Genomic DNA, 26,209 nt, shown 5'->3' with positions numbered 1-26,209 from the left:
GAAGTCGAGGCTAGCTCGGTTCAGCAGACGACTCGCCGGTGACGAACATTTGTTCGTTCGTCACCGGCGAGTTGCCGCTAGCTGGGGATGACACGGATTTCGTCGCCCGCTTCGGCCGCCGGGTCGGCCTCGGTGGTGAACCAGTGGGTCACCTCGCCGTCTTCCAGGTCGGCGGGGATGTCGCCGGTGGGGAGGACGGCGAGCGCGCCCGCGGTCGACGACGACAGGAACTCGTCGATGGCCGCGGTGCCGGTGGATGCGGTGGTGTACGTGGTCGACTCGTAGTCGATCTCGTGGTCGGCGCGCAGGGTGGCCGCGCGGTCGAGGGCCTCGGACTGGGTGAGGGTGGCCCAGGTGTCGGCGTGGCGGTAGATGAAGGCCGGGTCGGTTTCGGACAGCGGGCGGACTCGGTCGGTGTAGGAGACCGGGTGCGCCGGGCGGGCGGTCAGGTCCGCCTGGACCTTGGGGTCCGAGGGGACCAGCCAGCGGACCGAGCTGGCGGCGGGTTCCAGGGCGATGCCGAAACCGGCTCCGGCGGCGAGGATGTCGCCGAAGGAGAGGGTGTCGGCGAACAGTGCCGCGGCACCGGCCTTCTGGATGGCCCAGACCGCCACGACCGCGTCGACCGAGTGCGGGAGGGCGACGGCGACGACGTCGCCGGGGCCCGCGCCGCGGTCGATGAGCAGACGCGCCAGCTGGGAGCTGCGGCGGTCCAGGACGTGGTACGCGATCTCCTCGCCGCCGGACAGCAGGGCGGGCGCCTGCGGGTCCTCCTCGACGACCTCGGCCAGCACGTTGGCCACGGTCGCCGTGCCCACCCGCGCCGCGTCGGCCGCGGAATCGGCCGGGGTGACGGCGCTTTCGGCGAGGATGCGGGCGCGTTCGGTGGCATCGAGGATGTCGATGTCACCGACCAGGCCGTCGGCGTCGCCGACCAGCGCGTCCAGGATCCGGTTGAAGCGCGCGGCGAGGATGACGACCTCGTCGGCGGTGAACCGGCTGCTCAGGTAGCGCATGGAGATGTCGATGGTCTCGCCCGCCATGATGACCAGGCTCATCGGGTAGTGGGTGTTGTCGTTGATACCGACACCACTGACCGACATGCCGTCGATGGAGCTGGCGGCCGCGATCGCGTCCTTGTCCACCGGGTAGGACTCGAACGCCATCATGGTGTCGAATTCCGCTCCGGCGCCGGCCAATTGCAGGATCTCGGTGAGCCCGATGTGGTGGTGCTCGAGCAGGTCGGCCTGATCGCTCTGGACGCGCCGCAGCAGCCCGCCGATGGTCAGGCGATCGTCGACCCGGATGCGCACCGGCACCGTGTTGATGAACAGACCCACCATGGCTTCCACGCCCGGCAGGTCGCCGGGGCGGCCGGAGACGGTGGCGCCGAACACCACGTCGCTGCGCCCGGTGAGGCGCCCGATCAGCACCGCCCAGGAGGTCTGGATCAGCGTGTTCAGCGTGACGTCGAGTTCCCCGGCGCGCTTGGTGAGCGCGCGGGTGCGGTCGGCGTCGATGTCGACGGTGTAGCGGCCGATCTCGTAGTTCTCGTCACGGGTGGCGGCCGGCGCGAGCTGGGTGGGCTCGGTGACCCCGGCCAGGGCGCGCTTCCACGCCTCGATCGACTCGTCCCGGTTCCGTCCGGCCAGCCAGGCCAGGTAGTTCCGGAACGACGGCACCCGCGGCAGCACCGACGCGTCGCCGCGCACCGCGTACAGCACCAGCAGGTCCTGCATGAGCAGCGGCATGGACCAGCCGTCCACCAGGATATGGTGGGTGGTGATGACCAGGTGCACCAGGTCGTCGCTGATCCGGAACACGGTGAACCGCATGAGCGGCGCCGCGGACAGGTCGAAGTGATCGGCGCGATCGGCCTCGATCATCTCCCGCATGCGCGGATTGCGTTCGGCCTCGGGCAGATCCGTCAGGTCGATGACATGGAACGGCGCTTCCACGCGATCCAGCACGACCTGGTGGGCCTGACCGTCGGCGTCGGTGACGAACGCGGTCCGCAGGCTCGGGTACCGGTCGAGGATGGCCTGCGCGGCCACCTTCAAACGGTCCACGTCCACCACACCGCTCAGGTCGAGCACGGTCTGAATGGTGTAGACGTCCACCGTGTTCTGGGTGAGCAGCGCGTGGAACAGCAGACCGGACTGCAGCGGCGAGAGCGGCCACACGTCGCCCAGGGCGGGGTAGTTCCGTTCCCAGATTTCGATGTCGGACTGCGCGACCCGGACCAGCGGCAGGTCGGACGGCGTGAGACCGCCCGCCTCCGGCCGCTCGGCGTGCGCGGCCAGCGCGGTCAGCGCCGCCACGAACAGGTCGGCGAACTCCTGCACCCGCTCGCGCTCCAGCAGACCGCGCGGGTAGGAGAAGGCCGCGCCCAGCTGCGGGCCGTCCTCGCCGTCGGTGACGATGGCGTTGATGTCGAGGGTGGCGTTGGCGGGCATGTCGGCGTCCATGTCGCCGTCCAGGCGGCCCAGGTCGTCGACGGGCACCCAGCCGATCTCGGCCATGCCCTCGGGCGCTTCGCCCGCGGACATGCGGCCCAGATAGTTGAAGCTGATCTGGCCGACGTCCCGCAGCTGCGGGGCGGTGTCGGGGTTGAGGTGCCGCAGCAGACCCCAGCCCAGACCCTTGTCGGGCATGGCGAGCAGCTGTTCCTTGACCGATTTCACGATGTCGCCCAGGGCGTTTCCGCCCGCGAACGCGTCGTCGAGGTTCGCGCCGTTCAGGTCCAGGCGGACCGGGAAGGCGGCGGTGAACCAGCCGACCGTGCGCGAGAGGTCCGCGCCCGGAACGATCTCCTCTTCACGGCCGTGGCCCTCGAGCTTGATCAGCGCCGAGCCGCCGGTGGTCTCCCCGCGCCAGCGCGCGACGGCCATGGCCAGCGCCGAGAGCAAGCCGTCGTTCACGCCGCCGCGGTACAGACCGGGGACAGCGGTGAGAACGGCGTCGGTGACCTCGGCCGGAACGCTGACCTCGATCCGCTCGACGGTGTCGAAGGTGTCGACCTTCGGATCGAAGGCCCGCGAACCCAGCTGCGGGTCCGGGGTCTCCGTGACCCGCTGCCAGAACGGCAGTTCCGCGACCCGCGCCTCGCTGCGCGATTCCTCGACCAGTGCGTGCGCCCAGCGTCGCAGCGAGGTGCCGGTCTCGGGCAGCGCGATCGGCTGCTCGAAGGCCACCTGCGACCAGGCCAGACCCAGGTCCGGGATCAGGATGCGCCAGGAGACGCCGTCCACCACCATGTGGTGCGCGACGATCAGCAGCACGTCGCGGCGGACGCGGGCCTCGTCGGAACCCTCCGGGGCGAAGGCGAACCAGACGAACTGCACCATGGCGGCGTTCGCCGGATCCAGTCGGCCCAGGGCGGCGTCGAATTCGACGCTGCCGCGGCGGGTCAGTTCCTCGTCGGAGACGTCCGCGGCCAGTTCGACCCGGTGCACCAGCGCGTCGACGTCGACGGCGCCGCGCGGCAGCGCCTCGAATTCGAAGCCGTCCGAGGCGTTTCCACGCAGGCGCGACCGCAGCACGTCGTGGTGGTCGAACAGGGCCGAGATGGCCCCGACGAGCACCGGTCGCGTGATGCCGTCCGGCAGGCGCAGCGGCATGGTCTGCGAGAACCGTTCGTAGGACGAACCGCTCGACAGGATGGCGTGCATGATCGGCGTCAGCGGGATGTCGCCGACTCCACCGCCGGGCAGTTCGGCCAGCTTCTCCTGCGCGCTGTCGCCGCCCAGCGTGGCCACTTCGGCCAGGCCCGCGACGGTCCGCTGTTCGAACACGTCGCGCGGCGAGAACTTGATCCCGCGCGCCTTGGCCCGCGAGACCAGCTGGATGGACAGGATCGAGTCACCGCCGAGGGCGAAGAACGAGTCGTCCGCACCCACCTGTTCCACGCCGAGCACGTCGGCGAAGACCTCGGCGAGCGTGGCCTCGAGTTCGGTGACCGGAGCGCGGAAGTCGCGCGCGGTGAACACCGGCTCGGGCAGCGCCCGGCGATCCAGCTTGCCGACCGGGGTCAGCGGGATGGCGTCCAGGACGGTGATGGCGGTCGGCACCATGTATTCCGGCAGGCGGCCCGAGACGTGCTCGGTCAGCGCCGGAATGTCGATGCTGCGGCCCGCGACCGGGAGCACGTAGGCCGCCAGGATGGTGGCCCCCGCCTCGGTCTTGTGGCCCACGGTGACCGCGAAGTCGACCGTCTCGTGCGAGGCCAGCGCCGCGTCGATCTCACCGAGCTCGATACGGAAACCGCGGACCTTCACCTGGAAGTCGTTGCGGCCCACGTATTCGACCAGGCCCTCCGGGGTCCAGCGCACCACGTCACCGGAACGGTACATGCGCTCGCCCGCCACGAACGGGTTGGCGACGAACCGCTCGGCGCTCAGGCCCGGGCGGTCGTGGTAGCCGCGCGAGAGCTGGATACCCGACAGGTACAGCTCACCCGCGACACCCACCGGCACCGGCCGCAGCCGCGCGTCCAGGATCAGCGCCTGCATACCGCGGATCGGGCCACCGATGGTGACCAGATCGCCCGGCACCAGCGCATCGCTGATGTTGGTCATGATCGTGGTCTCGGTGGGGCCGTAACCGTTGTGGAACGCACGAATCGTGCCGTTCGCCAACGGGATGGCCCACTTCTCCACCAGGTCGGCCGGGACGGCCTCACCACCGGCGACCAGCACCCGTAGGGAGTCGAGGCCCTTCGGGTCGAGGGTGGCGAGCGCGGCCGGGGTGATGAACGCGTGCGTGGCCCGCTCGCGCTTGATCAGCTCGGACAGCTCCTCGCCGCCGTAGACGCCCGGCGGGACCACCACGAGGGTGCCGCCCGCGCCGATGGCGAGCAGGTACTCCAGCACCGACGCGTCGAACGACGGCGACGCGAAGTGCAGTGCGCGCGAACCGGAGTCGAGGTGGTAGCGCACGATCTGCTCGGTGGCGAAGTTGGCCAGACCGGCGTGCGTCACCACGACGCCCTTGGGCATGCCCGTGGTGCCGGAGGTGTAGATCACGTACGCGACGTGCTCGGGCCGGACCACGCCCCACCGCTCGGTGTCGGTGACGGGTTCGGCCGAGTGCGAGGCGATCTCGGCGTGCACCATCGGATCGTCGAGCGAGATCCAGCCGGCCAGGCTGGCGACCGGCGGCAGCCCCTCGAGTTCGGCGTCGATGGTCAGGCCGAGCACCGCGCCGGAGTCGTCGACCATGTGCGCGATGCGGTCCGCCGGGTAGGACGGATCGACCGGCACGAACGCCGCGCCCGACTTGGCGACGGCCCAGATGGCCAGCACCGATTCGAACGAGCGCCGGATGGCCACGGCGACACGGGTTTCCGGTCCGGCGCCGCGCTCGATGAGCACCCGCGCCAGACGCGAGGAGGCCGCGTCGAGTTCGGCGTAGCCCAGGGCCTGGCCGTCGAAGGCGACCGCTTCGCCGACCGGGTTGTTGGCGACGGCGTCGGCCAGCAGCTCGGGCAGCGTGCGCGGCTCGATGGCCGGTCCGCCGGTGCGGGCGATCAGGTCGGCGCGCTCGTCGGCGGCCAGGATCTCCAGGTCGCCGACCGCCTTGCGGGGCGCGGAGACGATCTCGGACAGCAGGCGGACGAACCGCTCCGCGAAGCCCTCGACGGTCTCCTGGTCGAACAGGTCACGGGCGAAACCGAATTCGGCGTACATGCCCGCGTCCGCGTCGGCCGGGGCCTCGGTCAGGGTGAGCATGAGGTCGAACTTGGCGATCTCGTTCTCGAAGTCGACCGCGGCGGCCTTCAGGCCGGGCAGCTCGAAGGAGCCGCCGGGCAGGTTCTCGAACGACAGCGCCACCTGGAACAGCGGGTGCCGCGCGGTGGAGCGTTCCGGGTTGAGCAGCTCGACGAGCCGCTCGAACGGAATGTCGGCGTGCGCGAACGCCGCCAGGTCACTGTCCTTGTTGGCGGCGAGCAGCTCGGTGAATCCGGTCTGGCCGCTCACCTCGGTGCGCAGCACCAGGGTGTTGACGAACATGCCGATCAGGTCGTCCAGCTCGGCTTCGCCACGGCCCGCGATGGGCGCGCCGATGGCGATGTCGGTGGTGCCGGACAGACGCGCCAGGAACACCGCGAGGGCGGTGTGCACGACCATGAACATGGTCGCGTTGTTGGTGCGCGCGATCTGCTGCAGGCCGCGGTGCAGATCGTTGGAGATCGGGAACAGCACCCGGCCGCCGCGGAAGGTCTGCGCGGTGGGGCGCGGGCGATCCGAGGGCAGGTTCAGCTCGTCGGGCAGGTCGGCCAGCGCGGTCCGCCAGAATTCGGCCTGGGCCGAGATCAGGCTGGTCGCGTCGTCCTCGGAGCCCAGCACCTCGCGCTGCCAGATCGAGAAGTCCGCGTACTGCACCGGCAGCGGGGCCCAGCCGGGCTGCACGCCGGCGGCGCGGGCGGCGTAGGCCACCATGACGTCGCGGGTGAGCGGGCCCATGGACCAGCCGTCGGCGGCGATGTGGTGGGTGACGAAGACGAGCACATGCTCGATCCCGGCGGCGCCGCCGCCCATGGATTCCGTCGAACCTTCCACGCGGAACAGCTTGGCGTGCAACGGAACTTCGGTGGTCACGTCGAAGCCGGTGGTGACCAGCGCGGCGATCCGCTCGGTCACCGATTCGGCCGTGACGGTGACCGGCCGCAGATCCGGCATGGCCTGTGCCGCGGTCACGATCACCTGGGCGGCGGCGCCGTCCACCTGCGGGTAGATGGTGCGCAGCGTCTCGTGGCGGCCGATCACGTCGGACACGGCCTCGCGCAGCGCGTCCACATCCAGCGCGCCGGTCAGGCGCACGGCGACGGGCACGTTGTACGCGGCCGACGCGGTGTCGAACTGGTTGAGGAACCACATGCGCTGCTGTGCCAGCGACAGCGGCACCGTCTCCGGTCGCGGTCCGGCGGTGAGCGCCTTGCGATCTCCCGCTCCGGCGTGCTGCTCGACCTTGGCGGCCAGCCCGGCGACGGTCGACGCCTCGAACACGGCCCGCACCGGCACCCGCGCGTCCAGGGCCGCGCCGATGCGCGCGGCGACCTGGGTGGCGAGCAGCGAGTTGCCGCCGAGGGCGAAGAAGTCGTCGTCCGCGCCGACCCGCTCGATACCGAGCACCTCGGCGATGACGCCCGCCACGATCTCCTCGATCGGGGTGGAGGGCGCGCGGAAGGCGGTGGTCTCGAACTCGGGCTCCGGCAACGCCTTCCGGTCCAGCTTGCCGTTCACATTGAGCGGCAGGGCGTCGAGCACCACGAAGGCCGACGGCACCATGTACGACGGCAGACCCGCCGACAGCGCCGACTTCACCAGCGGCACATCCACACCCGAGCCGGACGGCACCAGGTAGGCGACCAGGCGGTCACCGGTCTTGGCGTCCTGCTTGGCCAGCACCGCGGTCTGCGCGATCTCCGGCAGCGCCAGCAGCGCGGCCTCGATCTCGCCGAGCTCGATGCGGAAGCCGCGGATCTTCACCTGGAAGTCGGTGCGGCCCCGGTACTCCAGCTCGCCGGTGTCCGACCAGGCAACCAGGTCACCCGTGCGGTACATGCGCTCGCCGACGGCGAACGGGTTGGCCACGAAGCGATCCGCGGTCAGGTCCGGTCGCGCGAAGTAGCCGCGGGCCAGCTGGGTGCCGGCCAGGTAGAGCTCACCGGACACGCCGTCGGGCACCGGGTTGAGGCGCGCGTCGAGCACGTAGACCCGCGAGTTCCATTCCGGCGCGCCGATGGACACCGAACCCTGGTCGGCGTCGGTGACCTGGTGGCTGGTGATGGACACCGCGGCCTCGGTCGGGCCGTACAGGTTGAACAGCTCGGCATCCGGGTTCCCGGCGCGGAAGCGCTGCGCCACGGCGGCGGGCAGCGCCTCGCCGATGGCAAGCACCCGGCGCAGCGCGTCGTTCATGACGCCGTCGCCCGCGGTGAGCAGCGCGTCGAGCATGGACGGCACCACGTGCAGGGTGGTGACCCGTTCACGCGCCATCAGCTCGTTCAGGTACGCCGGATCGCGGTGGCCATCGGCCGCGGCGATCACCAGGCGGCCACCGGTGACGGCGGCCGACCAGAACTCCCAGACCGAGAGGTCGAAGGTGGCGGCGGTCTTGAGCAGCACCGCATCGTCCGCACCGAGCCCGAATTCCGCTGCCTTCCACTGCAACTGGTTGGCGATGGCGGCGTGCGGCAGCGCCACGCCCTTCGGACGACCGGTGGAACCGGAGGTGAAGATGACGTAGGCCGTGTGGTCGGGGCGCAGCGGGGCGACCCGCTCGGCGTCGGTGACCGGAGCGAGGTTCGCACCGGACAGCGTCAGCTCGTCCATGCGCACCAGCGGCGCGATGCCGGTCGAGAACTCGGCCGCGGCGTTGGTCAGCACGCACACCGGCGCGGCGGTTTCCAGGATGTACCCGGTCCGCTCGGCGGGCTGGTCGGGATCGACCGGCACGTACGCGCCACCGGCGACCGAGACCGCGTACATGGCCACCACCAGGTCGACCGAGCGCCGCAGCGCCAGCGCGACCCGCGCCTCCGGGCCGACACCGATCGAGATCAGGTGGCGGGCCAGGCCGTTGACCCGCGCGCCGAGTTCGGCGTAGGTCAGCGTCTCGCCGTCGGGGCCGATGAGAGCGATGGCGGTCGGCTTGGCGGCCACCGTCGCGGTCAGCATCGACGCCAGCGTGGCGGTCGAATCCACCTGGTGCGCGGTGTCATTGCGCCGGTCCAGGATCTCGGCCCGCTCGGCGGCGGCCAGGATCTCGATCTCGCCGACCGGGATCCGCGGCGCGGCCACGATCTCGCGCAGCAGGGCCACGAAGCGATCGGCGAAGCCGACCACGGTCTCCCGGTCGAAGATGTCCGTCGCGTAGGTCAGGATGCCGGTGATGCCGTCGGCCGCGCCGTCGTCGCCGTACAGGTCGGAGACGATCAGGTGGAGGTCGAACTGCGACAGCTCGGTGTCCACGTCCAGGCCGGACACGCTCAGGCCCGGGAGTTCCAGGGTGGAGCGGGTCAGGTTCTGGAAGGACAGACCCACCTGGAACAGCGGGTGCCGCGCGGTCGAACGGGCCGGGTTGAGCACCTCGACGAGGCGCTCGAACGGCACATCCGCATTGGCGTAGGCCTGGATGTCGGTCTCGCGCTGACGCGCCAGCAGGGCGTCGAAGGGTTCGCCGCCGTCGACCTCGGTGCGGAACACCAGGGTGTTGACGAACATACCGATCAGGTCGTCGAGGACGGCCTCGCCACGTCCAGCCATCGGCGTACCGATGGCGATGTCGCTGGAGCCCGACAGGCGCGCGAGCAGCACGGCGAGCGCGGTGTGCACGACCATGAACAGCGTCGCGCCCTCGGCGCGGGCCAGATCGACCAGCCCCGAGTGCAGTTCGGCGTCGATGCGGATGTCGATCTTGCCACCGGCGAAGGACTGCACCGCAGGACGCGGCCGGTCGGCCGGGAGGTCCAGCTGGTCGGGCAGACCGGCCAGCGCCTGCTGCCAGTAGGCGACCTGCTTGGCGGCCAGCGAGTCCGTGTCCTTCTCGTCACCGAGCAGTTCGCGCTGCCAGATGGAGTAGTCCGCGTACTGCACCGCGAGCGGGGTCCAGCCCGGATCCTGCTCGAGGGAGCGCGCCGCGTAGGCGGTCATCAGGTCGCGGGTCAGCGGGGCCACCGAGGAACCGTCACCGGAGATGTGGTGAATGACCAGAGCGAGCACGTATTCCGCGCTCACCGGGGCGTTCGGGTCCACGGCCGGGTACTGGCCGGTCGGGGCGATGTCGGCGAAGTCGAAGGTGTAGGCCGCCGCGTGCGCGGCCGCCTCGGACTCGACGACCGGAGCCGCCGCCTCGCCCTCGATCTTGAACAGCGCCACCTCGAGCGGCACCTCGACGGTGACGTCGAAGCTGGTGGAGGTCAGCTCGACCACCGCGCCGACGACCTCGTCGGTCGTCACGGTGCGCACCGCGAGCTCGGGCACGGCCTGCGCCGGCGGCAGGATGACCTGCACCGGACCCTGCTCGGTCTGCGGGTAGATGGTGCGCAGGATCTCGTGGCGGGCAACCACATCCGCGATGGCGGCGCGCAGCGCGTCCTCGTCGAGCACGCCGGACAGGCGCACCGCGACCGGCACGTTGTAGGCCGCCGAGGCGGTGTCGAAGCGGTTGAGGAACCACATGCGCTGCTGGGCCAGCGACAGCGGGATGTTCTCCGGTCGCGGTGCGGCGGTCAGCGCCTTGCGGCCACCGGCCCCGGCGTCGCGTTCCACGCGGGCCGCGAGCGCGGCCACCGTGGACGCCTCGAACAGCAGTCGCACCGGCACCCGGGTGTTGAGCGCCTCGCCCAGACGTGCGGCGACCTGGGTGGCCAGCAGCGAGTTGCCGCCCCACTGGAAGAAGTCGTCGTCCAGGCCGATGCGGCCGGATTCGACGCGCAGCACCTCGGCGAACACGCCCGCCACGATCTGCTCGATCGGGCTGACGGGGGCGCGGAAGACCGCCTTCTCGAAGGTGGGCTCCGGCAGTTCCTTGCGGTCCAGCTTGCCGTTGGCGTTGAGCGGCAACGCGTTCAGCGGCATGAAGACCGACGGGATCATGTACGACGGCAGTTCGGCGGCCAGCGCCGACTGCAGCGCCTGCTTGTCCGGATCGCCGTCGGCGCCGACCACGTAGGCCACCAGGCGGTCGCCCAGCACCGGGTCGGTGTGCGCCACGACAGCGGCCGACGCGATGGAATCCAGGCGCAGCAGCGCGGATTCGATATCGCCGAGCTCGATGCGGAAGCCGCGGATCTTCACCTGGAAGTCGGTGCGGCCCCGGTACTCGAGTTCGCCGTTCGCCTGCCAGGCCACCAGGTCACCGGTGCGGTACATGCGGGAACCGTTGTCGGCGAACGGGTTCGCCACGAAGCGGTCCGCGGTGAGGTCCGGGCGGCCGAAGTAGCCGCGCGCCAGCTGGGCACCGGCCAGGTACAGCTCGCCGGACACGCCCACCGGAACCGGCCGCAGGCGCGAATCCAGCACGAACACCTGGGAGTTCCATTCGGGCGAGCCGATGGACACCGACAGCTCGTCGCGTTCGGTGACCCGGTGGTTGGTGATGGACACCGCGGCCTCGGTCGGGCCGTACAGGTTGAACAGCTCGGTGCGCGAACGCTCCCGCAGCACGCGCTGCGCCAGCGGGCCGGGCAGCGCCTCACCGATGGCCAGGATGCGCCACAGCGAGTCCGGCAGCCCGTCGGTGAGCAGCGCGTCCAGCATGGACGGCACCACGTGCAGGGTGGTCACCCATTCGCGGGCCATCAGCTCGTTCAGGTACGCCGGATCCTTGTGCCCGTCGGGCGCGGCGATGACCAGGCGGCCACCGCAGGCCGCGGCGGACCAGAACTCCCAGACCGAGAGGTCGAAGGTGGCGGCGGTCTTGAGCAGCACCGCGTCGGCCGGGTCGAGGCCGAATTCGGTGACCTTCCACAGCAGCTGGTTCACGACCGCGCCGTGCGGCAGCGCCACACCCTTGGGGCGGCCGGTAGAACCGGAGGTGAAGATGACGTACGCCGTGTTGGCGGCGGTCAGCATCCGGACCCGGTCGGCGTCGGCGATCGGCTTGGCCGAGTGGGCGGACAGGTCCAGCTCGTCGATGCGCAGCACGTCGGCCAGCTCGGTCTCGAAACCGACCGCGGCCGTGGTGAGTACGGCCTTCGGCGCGGCGGTCTCCAGGATGTAGCCGACGCGCTCGGCGGGCTGATCCGGATCGATCGGCACGTAGGCGGCGCCGGCCTTGGCGACCGCGTACATGGCGACGACCAGGTCGGTGGAGCGGCGAATGGCCAGGGCCACACGGTCTTCGGTGCCGATGCCGCGCGCGACGAGCTCACGGGCCAGCTGGTTCACCCGCGCGTCGAGTTCGGCGTAGGTGAGGTTCTCCACGCCGTCCGCGGTGTCGGCGACGATGGCCACGGCCTTCGCGTCGTCGGCCACCGAACGGTCGAGCAGCGAGACCAGGGTGGCCTCGGAGCCGCCGTCGAACACCGCGTTCACATCCTGCGCGGTGTTGTTCCACCGCCGCAGGATCCGGGTGTTCTCGTCCTCGTCGAGCAGGTCGATGTCGCCGACGGCGACGGTGGTGTCGGCCAGGATGGCGTCCAGCACCCGCACGAACCGGTCGGCGAACGCGCGCACGGTCGATTCGTCGAACAGGTCGACGGCGTAGCCGAATTCGGTGAGGATCTCGGCCGGGGTGCCGTCCTCGGTGTAGCGGTCGTACAGCGTGACGTGCAGGTCGGTCTTGGCCAGCTGCGAGTCGAATTCGACCGCGGCCACGTGCAGGCCCGGCAGTTCGAAGGCGGTCTCGGCCAGGTTCTGGAACGAGAGGCCCACCTGGAACAGCGGGTTGCGCGCGGTGGAGCGGACCGGGTTGAGCACCTCGACGAGGCGCTCGAACGGCACGTCGGCGTTGGCGAAGGCCTCCAGGTCGCGTTCGCGGACCTCGGAGAGCAGATCGGCGAAGCTCGCGTTGCCGTCGACCTGGGTGCGGAACACCAGGGTGTTCACGAACATGCCGATCAGATCGTCGAGTTCGCGGTCACCGCGGCCCGCGATCGGGGTGCCGACCGCGATGTCGTCGGTGCCCGACAGGCGCGCCAGCAGCACCGCGAGGGCGGCGTGCACGACCATGAACAGCGAGGCGTTGTTGGCGCGGGCCAGTTCGTGCAGCTTGGCGTGGCGTTCGGCGTCGATGTCGAAGCGCAGCGCCTTGCCGTGGAACGACTGCGCCGGCGGACGCGGCCGGTCGGTGGGCAGCTCCAGCTGGTCCGGCAGCCCGGCCAGCGCGCGGGTCCAGTACGAGACCTGCTGGGCGGCCAGCGATTCGGCGTCGTCCTCGCGGCCGAGCACCTCGCGCTGCCACAGCGCGTAGTCGGCGTACTGCACCGGCAGCGGGGCCCACTGCGGGACGTCGCCGTTCACCCGGGCCACGTAGGCGGCCATGATGTCGCGCGCCATCGGGCCCATGGAGGAGCCGTCGGCGGAGACGTGGTGGACGGTGAAGGCCAGCACGTGCTGGGTGGTCGCACTGTCGGTGATCTCGAACATCTTGACCGCCAGCGGCACCTCGACGGTGACGTCGAAGGTGGTCATGGCGAATTCGATGATCTTGCCGAGCAGTTCGGCCTCGGTCACCGGCTCCGGCACCAGCGTCAGATCGGTCTGCGCGGCGGCCAGGATCACCTGGTGCGGGCCCTCGGCCGACCGCGGGTACACGGTCCGCAGCACCTCGTGGCGGGCGATCACATCGCCGATGGCCTGCTTCATGGCGTACAGGTCCAGCGCGCCGGTGAAGCGGACCGCCAGCGGAATGTTGTCGACCGCCGAAGTGGTGGTGTCGAACTGGTTGAGGAACCAGTAGCGCTGCTGCGCGGGCGACAGCGGCATGTGCGCGGGCCGCTCACCGGCGACCAGGCTCGGGCGACGGCCCGAACCCGCATTGCGCTCCACACGGGCGGCGAGCGCCGCGACGGTGGACGCCTCGAACAGATCGCGCACGGCCAGCTGGGTGTCCAGGGCCGCGCCGAGGCGGGCGGTGACCTGGGTGGCGATCAGCGAGTTGCCGCCGAGTTCGAAGAAGTCGTCGTCGACGCCGACCCGTCCGACGCCCAGGACGTCGGAGAAGGTGCCCGCCACGATCTCCTCGATCGGGGTGGACGGGGCGCGGAAGACCTTGGCCTCGAACACCGGCGCGGGCAACTGCTTGCGATCCAGCTTGCCGGAGGCGTTGAGCGGGAAGGCGTCCAGCACCACGAAGGCGGCCGGGACCATGTAGCCCGGCAGACCGTCCTGCAGTTCGGCGCGCACGGCGTCGAGGTCGACGGTGTGGCCGGTGGTGGGGATGACGTAGCCGACCAGCTGCTCGCCGAGGCGGTCGTCGGCGCGGACGACCACCACGGACTGGGCGATGGAGTCGATGGCGGTGAGCGCGGCCTCGATCTCGCCGAGCTCGATGCGCAGACCGCGCAGCTTCACCTGGAAGTCGGTGCGGCCCAGGTACTCCAGCTCCGCTCCGCCTCCCCGCGCTTCCCGGCCGGTCCACTTCACCAGGTCACCGGTGCGGTACATGCGCTCGCCGTGGTGGAACGGGTCCGCGACGAAGCGGTCGGCGGTCAGCTCGGGGCGGGCGACGTAGCCGCGCGCCAGCTGGACGCCCGCGAGGTACAGCTCACCCGCGACGCCCGGCGCGACCGGGTGCAGACGCGAATCCAGCACGTACACACGGGTGTTGAAGACCGGCGCGCCGATCGGCACCGACAGCGTGTCGGCGTCGTCCACCTCGTGGTAGGTGACGTCGACGGCCGCCTCGGTCGGGCCGTACAGGTTGTGCAGGCGGGCCCCGGTGAGCTCGCGCAGCTTCTGCGCGGTCGGCGCGGGCAGCGCCTCACCGGAGGCGAAGACCTGATGCAGCGAGGTGCATTCGGCGGCCTTCGCCTCGGCCACGAACACCGACATCATCGACGGCACGAAGTGCGCGGTGGTGACACCGGTGGCGATGATCAGGTCGGCCAGGTAGCCGGGATCGCGGTGGCCGTCCGGCTTGGCGATGACCAGTGACGCGCCGATCTGCAAGGGCCAGAAGAACTCCCACACCGACACGTCGAAGGTGGCGGGGGTCTTCTGCAGCACCACGTCGTCGTCGAACAGGCCGTACTCGGTCTGCATCCAGACCAGGCGGTTGACGATGGCGGTGTGGCTCACGGCCACACCCTTCGGACGGCCGGTGGAGCCCGACGTGAAGATCACGTACGCGACATCGTCGCCACGCAGCGGGGCGACGCGGTCGGCGTCGGTGATCGGGGCGTCGGAGTAGCCGGACAGGTCCAGTTCGTCGATCAGCAGTGTGCGCGTGGCGGTTTCGAACTCGTCGCGCGCGGTGCTGAGCACGCACACGGGCTGTGCGGTGTCGAGCACGTACTGGTTGCGCTCGGCCGGGTGGTCGGGGTCCAGCGGCACGTACGCGCCACCGGCGACCGTGACGGCGTACATGCCGATCAGCAGATCGAAGGAGCGGCGCATACCCAGGGCCACATAGGAATCCGGACCGACGCCCTCGGCGATGAGGTGGCGGGCCAGCTGGTGCACGCGGGCCGCGAACTCGCCGTAGGACAGACTCGTCCCCTCGAACACCAGGGCGGTGAGGTTCGGAGTGTTCTTGGCCTGGTTCTCGAACATCGACGCCAGGGTGACCTCGGCGACGATCTTCTTGCCGCCCAAGGCGACGCGCTTGACGTCGTATTCGGTGGCGTTCCAGGACCGCAGCACCTGGCGGCGCTCTGCCGCGTTCAGCAGCTCGATATCGCCGACCAGCGCGGTCGGCTCGGCGACCACGGCGGACAGCAGGCGCACCAGGCGCTCACCGAAGCCCGCGATGGTGCTCGCGTCGAACATGTCGGTGGCGTAGGCGAATTCGGCCGTCATGCCGTCGCCGTCAGCCCGCTCGGTGATGTTCAGGTGCAGGTCGAACTTGGCGGTGACCACGTCCAGCGGCACGCCCGCCACTTCCAGACCGGGCAGCGCGAAGGTCGCCTCGCCGGTGTTCTGGAACGACAGCATGACCTGGAACAGCGGGTGCCGGGCCTGCGAGCGGGCCGGGTTGAGGATCTCCACCAGGCGCTCGAACGGCAGGTCGGCGTGGCCGAAGGCGGCCAGGTCGCTGTCCTTGGTGCGGGCCAGCAGCTCGGTGAACTTCTCCCCCGAGTCGACGCCGGTGCGCAGCACCAGGGTGTTGACGAACATGCCGATGGCGTCGTCGAGCACCTGCTCGCCACGACCCGCGACCGCGGTGCCGATGGCGATGTCGTCGCCGCCGGACAGTCGGGCCAGCAGGGCCGCGAAGGCCGCGTGCACGACCATGAACAGCGAGGCGCCGTGCTGGCGGGCCAGGGCCTCGAGTCCGGCCAGCAGCTCGGCGTCGATGGCGAACTCGTGCACGCCACCGGCATTGGAGGCCACGGCCGGGCGCGGGCGGTCGGAGGGCAGGTCGATCTGGTCGGGCAGGCCCGCCAGGTCGTTGCTCCAGTAGGCCACCTGCTGCGAGATCAGCGAGTCGGCGTCGTCCTCGGAGCCGAGGGTCTCGCGCTGCCAGAGTGCGAAGTCCGCGTACTGGACGGGCAGCGGAGCCCACTGCGGCGCTTCGCCATTGGCGCGCGCGGCGTAGGCGAGCATGACGTCACGGGCCAGCGGACGCACCGACCAGCCGTCACCGGAGATGTGGTGGACCACGAAAACCAGGACGTGCGTGGGCACTCCGGCATCCGAGACCCGGAACAGTCCGGCGCGCACCGGCGCGGCGGCGGTGACGTCGAAGCCGGTGAGCACCAGTTCGGCGATCCGCTCGCGCAGGTCGGCCTCGGCCACGTCGATCGCGCCGAGTCCGGTGCCGCCACCGTGGATTCCGGCATTGGCGGCCGAGTCGAGGCGGACCTGGTCGGCGGGCAGGATCACCTGCACGCCACGGCCTTCGGCGTTCTCCGGGTAGATCGTGCGCAGCACCTCGTGGCGCTCGAGCACGTCGCCGACGGCGGCCAGCAGCGCATCCGTGTCGAGGTCGCCGGTCAGGCGCACCGCGAGCGGGATGTTGTTGACGGCCGAGGCGGTGTCGAAGCGGTTGAGGAACCACATGCGCTGCTGGGCCAGCGACAGCGGGATCTCGTCCGGGCGGGCCTGCGCCACCAGGGCGCGGCGGCTGCCGGTGCCCGCCTGCGCCTCGACCCGAGCCGCGAGGGCTGCCACGGTCGGGGCGTCGAACAGGGCGCGGACGGGGATCCGGGTGTCGAGGGCCGCGCCCACGCGGGCGACGACCTGGGTGGCGATCAGCGAGTTGCCGCCGAGTTCGAAGAAGTCGTCGTCGGCGCCGACCGGGGACTCGAGTCCGAGCACCTCGGCGAAGACCTCGGCCACGATCTCCTCGGCCCGGGTCGCGGCGGCGCGGAATTCGCGGGCGGCGAACTCCGGCTCCGGCAGGGCGCGGCGGTCCAGCTTGCCGTTGGCGCTGAGCGGGAACCCGCCCAGGGCCACGAAGGCGGCCGGAACCATGTAGGAGGGCAGCTGCTCGCCGAGATGGGCGCGCAGGGCTTCCACGTCGATGGCGTCGGCGTCGAGCGCGATCGGCTCGCTGGTCGCGGCGGCGGCCGGGACCACGTAGGCGACCAGCTGGTCGCCGGTGCGGGCGTCGGAGCGCAGCACCACCACGGACTGCGCGACCGCCGGGTGCGCGGTGAGCGCGGCCTCGATCTCGCCGAGCTCGATGCGCAGACCGCGCAGCTTCACCTGGAAGTCGGTGCGGCCGATGTACTCCAGCTCGCCGTCCGCGGTCCAGGTGACGAGGTCACCGGTGCGGTACATGCGCTTGCCCGGGGTGAAGGGGTTGGCGACGAAGCGATCCGCCGACAGGTCGGGGCGGGCCACGTAGCCGCGCGCCAGCTGCACACCGGCCAGGTAGAGCTCGCCCGCCATGCCGGGAGCAACCGGGTGCAGGCGCGAATCCAGCACGTACACCTGGGTGTTGAACACCGGGCGGCCGATCGGCACGGTCTCGGTGTCGGTGTCGACGACCTGGTGGTAGGTGACGTCGACCGCGGCCTCGGTGGGGCCGTACAGGTTGTGCAGGGCCGAGCCGGTGACCCGGCGCAGCTGCTGGGCGGTGGTCGCGGGCAGCGCCTCACCGGAGGCGAACACCAGACGCAGGCTGGTGCACACGGCAGCGGCGGGCTCGGCCACGAACACGGCCATCATCGACGGCACGAAGTGCGCGGTCGTGACGCCTTCGCGGGCAATGGTTTCCGCCAGGTACACCGGGTCGCGGTGCCCGTCCGGCTTGGCCACGACCAGCTTCGCGCCGATCTGCAAGGGCCAGAAGAACTCCCACACCGACACGTCGAACGTGGCCGGAGTCTTCTGCAGCACGACGTCCTCGGCGGTCAGACCGTACTCGGCCTGCATCCACACCAGACGGTTCACGATCGCCGAATGCGGCACCGCCACACCCTTCGGGCGACCCGTCGAACCCGACGTGAAGATCACGTACGCGGTGTTCGAAGCATCCAGCGGCGCGGAGCGATCCGCGTCGGTCAGCGTGGCGTCGGAGTAACCGGACAGGTCCACGGTGTCCACGGCCAGGGTCGGCACGGTGGCGTGGGTGAACCCGTCGCGCTCGGTGGTGAGCACGCACACCGGCCGGGCCGTCTCGAGCACGTAGTCGATGCGGTCGGCGGGCTGGTCCAGGTCCAGCGGCACGTACGCGCCACCGGCCTCGACGATCGCGTACATGGCGACCACCAGGTCCAGCGAGCGGCGAATGCCCAGGGCCACCATGCTCTCCGGGCCGACGCCGGCCTCGATGAGCTTGCGGGCCAGCTGGTGCACGCGTCCGGCGAACTCGGCGTAGGACAGACTCGTGCCCTCGAACGCGACGGCGGTCGCTTCGGGGGTCCGCTCGGCCTGGGCTTCGAACAGCGCGACCAGCGTCTCGCCCGCGTCGCCGGAGGCGCTGCGCACGGTCTCGCCCGCGGCGGTGTCCTCGGCCGACAAGGTGCCCGACGTCAGTTCCGCGACCACGGACACGACGTCGGCGGTGGTGCGGTTCCAGTCGCGCAGCACGCGGGTGCGCTCGCCGCCGACCAGCAGGTCGATATCGCCCACGGCCCGCTCCGGCTTGGCCGCGACGGCCTTCAGCAGCAGATCGAACCGGTCGGCGAAGCGCGCCATGGTGGCCGCGTCGAACAGGTCGGTGGCGTAGATGAGTTCGGCGGTGATGCCGGACTGCGGGGCGGCGGCGTTCTCGGTGAGCACCAGCTGCAGGTCGAACTTGGCGGTGTCGATCGGCAGTTCGACGGCGCTGACGGTCAGGCCGGGCAGTTCCAGTTCGGTGATGCCGGTGTTCTGGAACGACAGCATGACCTGGAACAGCGGGTGCCGGGCCTGCGAGCGGGCCGGGTTGAGGATCTCCACCAGGCGCTCGAACGGCAGGTCGGCATGGCCGAAGGCCTGGATGTCGGTGCCGCGCACCGCGTCCAGCAGTTCGGTGAAGCCGGCGCCGCCGTCCACCTCGGTGCGCAGCACCAGGGTGTTGACGAACATGCCGATGAGGTCGTCGAGGGCGCGTTCACCACGACCGGCGACCGGGGTGCCGATCGCGATGTCGGACTCGCCGGACAGGCGCGACAGCAGCACGGCCAGCGCCGAGTGCATGACCATGAACAGCGTGGTGCCGCGGGTGCGGGCGAGTTCGGCCAGCGCGCCGTGGGTTTCGGCGTCGATGTCGAACACGTGGGTGGCGCCGCGGCCCGAGGCCACGGCCGGACGCGGCCGGTCGGACGGCAGGTCCAGCTGGTCGGGCAGGCCGCGCAGCGACTCCCGCCAGTACGAGATCTGCTGGGAGATCACCGATTCGGCGTCGCGCTCGTCGCCGAGCACCTCGCGCTGCCACAGCGCGTAGTCGGCGTACTGGACGTCGAGCACCTGCCAGCCGGGTTCGCCGCCCTCGACGCGCGCGCCGTAGGCGGTCATGACGTCCCGGGTGAGCGGGCCCATGGAGAAACCGTCGGCCGAGATGTGGTGCACCACCAGCGCGAGCACGTGCTCGGTGGGGCTGACCTCGAACAGGCGGGCCCGGAACGGCACGTCCACGGTGACGTCGAAGCCGGTCAGCACCAGCTCCGAGAGCGCCTGCGGCAGTGCGGCTTCGGAGACCTCGACCGGGGTCAGGTCCGGGATGACCTGGCTGGTCGGCACGATCTCCTGGTACGCGTGCCCGTCGATCTCGGGGTAGCGGGTGCGCAGCGACTCGTGCCGCGCCAGCACGTCGGCGACGGCGATCTGCAGGGCCTGGCGATCCACCAGACCGGACAGGCGCACGGCCGCCGGGATGTTGTCCACCGCCGATTCGGGATCGAACCGGTTGAGGAACCACATGCGCTGCTGGGCCAGCGACAGCGGCAGCCGCTCGGGCCGCTCCTGCGCGACCAGCGCCAGGCGGGTGCCGGAGCCGGAATGGGTCTCGGCCTTGGCGGCCAGCGCGGCCACGGTCGAGGACTCGAAGATCTCGCGCACGCCGAGCTGGGTGTCCAGCGCGGCGGACAGGCGCGCCGCCACCTGGGTGGCGATGAGCGAGTTGCCGCCCAGGGCGAAGAAGTCGTCGTCGAGACCGACCCGCTCCAGGCCGAGGATCTCGGCGAACACACCGGCCACGATCTGCTCGACCGGGGTGACGGGGGCGCGGAACACCGCGGCCTCGAACACCGGCGCGGGCAGCGCCTTGCGGTCCAGCTTGCCGGAGGCGTTGAGCGGGAACTCGTCGAGCACCATCAGGATCGACGGCACCATGTAGGACGGCACGCTCTCGCCGAGCTCGGCGCGCAGACCGTCCACGTCGACGCTGCGGCCGGGCGCGGCGATGACATAGCCGACCAGCTGGTCACCGGCGTGCGGATCGTGGCGCACCACGACCACCGACTGCGCGATGGAATCCAGTGCGGTGAGCGCGGATTCGATCTCGCCGAGCTCGATGCGCAGACCGCGCAGCTTCACCTGGAAGTCGGTGCGGCCGATGTACTCCAGCTCGCCGTCCGCGGTCCAGGTGACGAGGTCACCGGTGCGGTACATGCGCTTGCCCGGGGTGAAGGGGTTGGCGACGAAGCGATCCGCCGACAGGTCCGGTCGCGCCACGTAACCGCGGGCCAGCTGGTCACCGGCGAGGTACAACTCGCCCGCGACGCCGACCGGAACCGGGCGCAGGCGCGAATCGAGCACGTACACCTGGGTGTTGAACACCGGGCGACCGATCGGCACGGTGTCCACGTCGGCGTCCACGACCTGGTGGTAGGTGACGTCGACCGCGGCCTCGGTGGGGCCGTACAGGTTGTGCAGCTCGGCGCCCGTGAGTTCGCGCAGCTTGTGCGACGGCTTCGGCGACAGCGCCTCACCGGAGGCGAAGACCATGCGCAGGCTGGTGCACCGCGCGGCCGATTCCTCGGCCACGAACACCGCCAGCATGGACGGCACGAAGTGGGTGACCGTCACGCCTTCGCGGGCGATGAGGTCGGCGAGGTAGGCCGGGTCGCGGTGGCCCTCGGGCTTGGCCACGACCAGCTTCGCGCCGATCTGCAAGGGCCAGAAGAACTCCCACACCGACACGTCGAACGTGGCCGGAGTCTTCTGCAGCACGACGTCCTCGGCGGTCAGACCGTACTCGGCCTGCATCCACACCAGACGGTTCACGATCGCCGAATGCGGCACCGCCACACCCTTCGGGCGACCCGTCGAACCCGACGTGAAGATCACGTACGCGGTGTTCGAATCCCGCAGCGGCGCACGGCGATCGGCGTCGGTGAGCGGCGCGGCCGAGTAGCTGGACAGGTCCAGCTTGTCGATGCGCACCTGCGCGGTGTCGACCGGCAGATCCTCGCCGGAGGTCAGGACGGTCACCGGGTCGGCGGTCTCGAGGATGTACTCGGTGCGCTCGGCCGGGTGGTCCGGGTCCAGCGGCACGTAGGCGGCGCCGGTGACGGCGACCGCGTACATACCGACGACCAGATCCAGCGAGCGGCGCATACCCAGCGCCACGAACGATTCCGCGCCCACGCCACGCTCGACCAGCCAGCGGGCCAGGCGGTGCACGCGCTCGGAGAACTCGGCGTAGGACAGACTCGTCCCCTCGAACGCGACGGCGGTCGCCTCGGGAGTCCGCTCGGCCTGCGCCTCGAACATGGCGACCAGGGTGGCGTTCTCGGCCGCCAAGCGCGGGGAGGCGGAGCGATCGGTGAGCACGGCCTCGACGTCGAAGGCGGTCTCGTTCCAGGTCTCGACGACCTGGGTGCGCTCGGCGGCGTCGACCAGCTCGATATCGCCCACGGCGGCAGCGGGATCGGTGGTGATCGCGGTGAGGACCCGGATCAGGCGGTCCGCGATGCGCTCGACGGTGGCCTCGTCGAACAGGTCGCGCAGGTAGCCCGCGCGGATGCGCAGCCGGGTGTCGAGCTGGGCGATGAGGGTGAGCGGGTAGTGGGTGGCGTCCGCGGCGTCCAGGCCGGTGACGGCCATGCCGTCGATGTCGGCGGCCTGGGACCGGATGCCCTCGGCGTCGACGGGGTAGGACTCGAACACGACCAGGGTGTCGAAGAGTCCGCCGATGCCCGCGGCCGACTGGATGTCGGCCAGGCCCACGTAGTGGTGGTCGAGCAGGTCGGCCTGCTCGCCCTGGGTGCGGGTGAGCAGCGTGCTCGCCGCCTCGGCCGGGTCGAAGGCGACCCGCACCGGCACCGTGTTGATGAACAGACCCACCATGGACTCGACGCCCGAGAGTTGCGCCGGGCGACCGGACACGGTGGTGCCGAACAGCACGTCCTCGCGGCCGGTGAGGCGGCCGAGCAGGACGCCCCAGGCGACCTGGAGCACGGTGTTCGGGGTGACGCCGAGTTCGGCGGCCAGCCCGGTCAGGCGCGCGGTCGCGGCTTCGTCCAGGTCGAAGAAGTACTCACCGGACAGCGCGGTGATCTCGCGGCCGGTGTCGGGGCGGGTGAGCAGGGTCGGCTCGGAGACGCCGAGCAGCGACTTCTGCCAGGCCGCCAGCGACGCCGAACGATCCTGCTGCGCAACCCATTCCAGGAAGTAGCGGTAGGACCGCACCGGCGGCAGCACCGCGGTGTCGGAGTGCGTGGCGTAGAGCACCAACAGGTCCTGCATGAGCAGCGGCATGGACCAGCCGTCGAGCAGGATGTGGTGGTTGGCCACGGCCAGCTGGTAGCTGTGGGCGTCGGTGCGCACCAGCGTGTAGCGGATGAGCGGCGGCGCGGTCAGGTCGAAGCGCTGGACGCGGTCCTCGGCGATGATCTCCGCCGCGCGGGCCGCGCGGGCGTCGGCGTCGGCGATATCGGTGAGGTCGTGGTTGGTCCACGCCACCCGCACGCCGTCGATGACGACCTGCACCGGCACGCCGGACGCGTCGTTCACGTAGGCGGTGCGCAGGATCTCGTGACGCTCGATGAGCGCCTGCGCGGCCGACCGCAGCCGGTCGGCATCGACGCGGCCCTCGAGGGTGAGCACCGCCTGCGCGGTGTACACGTCCACCGAGGTAGCGGCCAGCTGGGCGTGGAAGAGCAGACCGGCCTGCAGCGCGGACAGCGGCCACACCTGGTGCAGGGAGCCGTAGCGCTTCTCCCAGCCGTCGATGTCGCGCTGGGTGACGCGGACCAGGCCGAAGTCCGACGGGGTGTGCCCGCCCTTGGCCGAATCGGCGTGCGCGGCAACGGCTTCCAGAGCCGACACCCACAGGGCGGCGAACTCGGCGATCTCCGTGGCGGAGATCAGCGTGCTCGGGTAGCCGATCTGCGCGGTCAGCTGGTCGCCCGCGACGATGGCGTTGATGTCGATCGGGGCCATGGCGGGCATGTCGGCGTCGTAGGAGCCCGCCAGGTCGGCCAGGTCGGCCGCCGGGATCCAGCCGAAGCCGCGCAGCGCCTCGGGCACGTCGCCCTCGTTGACCCGGCCCAGGTAGTTGAAGCTGACCTGGCCCGGCAGCTGCTTGGGCAGCTGGGCGGCGGTGTCGGAGTTCATGTACCGCAGCAGGCCGTAACCGATGCCCTTGTCGGGCACCGCGAGCAGCTGCTCCTTGACCGTCTTGATGGCCCGGCCCATGGCCGCGCCGCCGGTGAGGGCGGCGTCCACATCGATCCCGGACAGGTCGAAGCGCACCGGGAAGATGGCGGTGAACCAGCCGACCGTGCGGGACAGGTCGGCACCGGGCACGACCTCTTCCTCGCGACCGTGGCCTTCCAGGCGGACGAGGGCGGACTTCTCCCCCAGGCCCTTGCCGGCGCGGAACTTGGCCACCGCCAAGGCGAGCGCGGTCAGCAGACCGTCGTTCACGCCGCCGTGGAACAGGGCGGGCACGGTGGTCAGCAGCGAGCGGGTGGCCTCGGCCGACAGCTCGACGCGGTGCTTGACGATGGTCGCGGTGACGTCGACGGCCGGGTCCATGGCGCGCTCGGTGAGCAGCGGGTCCGGGCTCTCGACGACATCGCGCCAGAACGCGAGCTCGGCGACGCGCTCCTCGGTGGCGGCCTCCCGCTCGAGGGCGTGCGCCCAGGTGCGCATGCTGGTGGCGGGGGCGACCAGCTCGGGGGTCTGCCCGGCGGACAGCTGGCCCCAGGCGGCGACGAAGTCCGGCACCAGGATTCGCCAGGTGACGCCGTCGACCACCAGGTGGTGACCGGCGACGATCAGGCGTCCGGCGCGGCTGTTGTCCGAGGGCTCCAGCCACACGAACCGGATGACCTGGCCCGCTGCCGGATCCAGCTTGTCGAGCGTGGCATCCAGTGCGGCCGCGGCGATCTCGAACAGCCGCTCGTCGGTGACGGCGGCGTCGAACCCGGTGCGGTCGATCAGCGAATCCGCGTCGATGGTTCCGGGCGCGGCGGTCTCGACGATCCAGTCCGCGTCCGGCACCCGGCGCAGGCGCGCCCGCAGCATGTCGTGGCGGTCGATGACCGCGCCGACAGTGGCGGCGATGCCCGCGCGGTCGATGCCGATCGGCAGCTCCAGCGCCATGGTCTGGTTGAAGCGGCCGAACTCGCCCGGCCGTCCCGCCATGAACCGCACCACCGGGGTCAGCGGCATGACACCCACGCCGCCGCCCGGGAGCTCGGTCAGCTGCGGGGCCGAATCGCCCTGGCCGTCCGAGGTTTCGGCGATGGCGGCCAGACCGGACACGGTGCGCTGCTCGAACACGTCGCGCGGCGAGAACACCACGCCGCGCGCCTTGGCCCGCGACACCAGCTGGATGGAGACGATGGAGTCACCGCCGAGCGCGAAGAACGAGTCGTCGATGCCGACCCGCTCCAGACCCAGCACCTCGGCGAACACCTCGGCGATGGTCTGCTCGAGGGCATTGCGCGCGGCCCGGAAGACCACCTCGGTGGCGAAGACCGGCTCGGGCAGCGCCCGGCGGTCCAGCTTGCCGACCGGGGTCAGCGGCACCCGGTCGATGATCATGACCGAGGACGGCACCATGTACGCGGGCAGACGCTGCTCGACGTGCGCCGTCACGGTCGCCACATCGATCGAATGACCCGGCGTGGCAACCACGTACGACACCAGCGAGGTCGCGCCCGCGGCGTTCTTGTGGCCCACGGTGACCGCGAAGTCGACCGTCTCGTGCGAGGCCAGCGCCGCGTCGATCTCACCGAGCTCGATACGGAAACCGCGCACCTTGACCTGGAAGTCGGAGCGGCCCACGTATTCGACCAGGCCGTCCGGGGTCCAGCGCACCACGTCACCGGTGCGGTACATGCGCTCGCCGTCCACGTACGGGTTGGCGACGAAACGGTCAGCGGTCAGGCCCGGCCGCGCGTGGTAGCCGCGCGCCAGCTGGATGCCCGACAGGTACAGCTCACCCGCGACACCCACCGGCACCGGGCGCAGGCGGTTGTCGAGGATCAGCGACTGCATGCCCCGGATGGGACCGCCGATGGTGACCAGGTCACCCGGCACCAGCGCGTCGCTGATGTTGGTCATGATGGTGGTCTCGGTCGGGCCGTAACCATTGTGGAAGGCACGCATCGTGCCGTCCGCCAACGGAACCGCCCACTTCTCGACCAGATCGGCGGGCACCGCTTCACCACCGGCGACCAGCACGCGCAGCGAGTCCAGGCCCGCCGGTCCGAAGGTGGACAGCGCGGCCGGGGTGATGAACGCGTGGGTGGCCCGCTCGCGGCGGATCAGCTCGGCGAGCTCCTCGCCGCCGTAGGTGCCCGGCGGGACGACCACCAGGGTGCCGCCCTTGCCGATGGCGAGCAGGAATTCCAGCATCGACGCGTCGAACGAGGGCGACGCGAAATGCAGTGCGCGCGAGGAGGAGTCGAGCGCGTAGCGCTCGGCCTGCTCGACGGTGAAGTTGGCCAGACCGGCGTGGGTGACCACGACGCCCTTGGGCACACCGGTGGAACCGGAGGTGTAGATGACGTAGGCCGGGTGCTCCGGGCGCAGCGGACGCACCCGCTCGGCGGCGTCGATCGCGGTGTCCGCGAACGCGTTCAGATCCAGATCGTCCAGCACCAGCCACTCGACCGAGTCCGGCATGTCCGCGCGCACCGACGCCACGGTGAGGCCGACCGGCGAACCGGAGTCGGTGACCATGTGGGCGATGCGGTCGGCCGGGTAGTTGG

The 26,209-nt window shown here is 70.9% G+C and carries 1 protein-coding gene (running past one end of the window); it reads right to left on the bottom strand.

The annotated features are described in order from the left end of the window. Positions 1 to 77: 77 nt before the first annotated feature. Positions 78 to 26,209, bottom strand: partial view of a non-ribosomal peptide synthase/polyketide synthase gene (locus ACFYTS_RS08885; protein WP_387302374.1) — the 3' portion only. It continues 18,019 nt past the right edge of the window; 26,132 of the gene's 44,151 nt are visible here — the last part of the coding sequence; its start codon lies beyond the right edge, outside the window — the gene reads right to left on this strand; its stop codon occupies positions 78 to 80.

Source organism: Nocardia sp. NPDC004151 (genome assembly GCF_042874235.1).
Classification (GTDB): domain Bacteria; phylum Actinomycetota; class Actinomycetes; order Mycobacteriales; family Mycobacteriaceae; genus Nocardia.
This window is presented reverse-complemented; position numbering and strand designations above follow the sequence as displayed.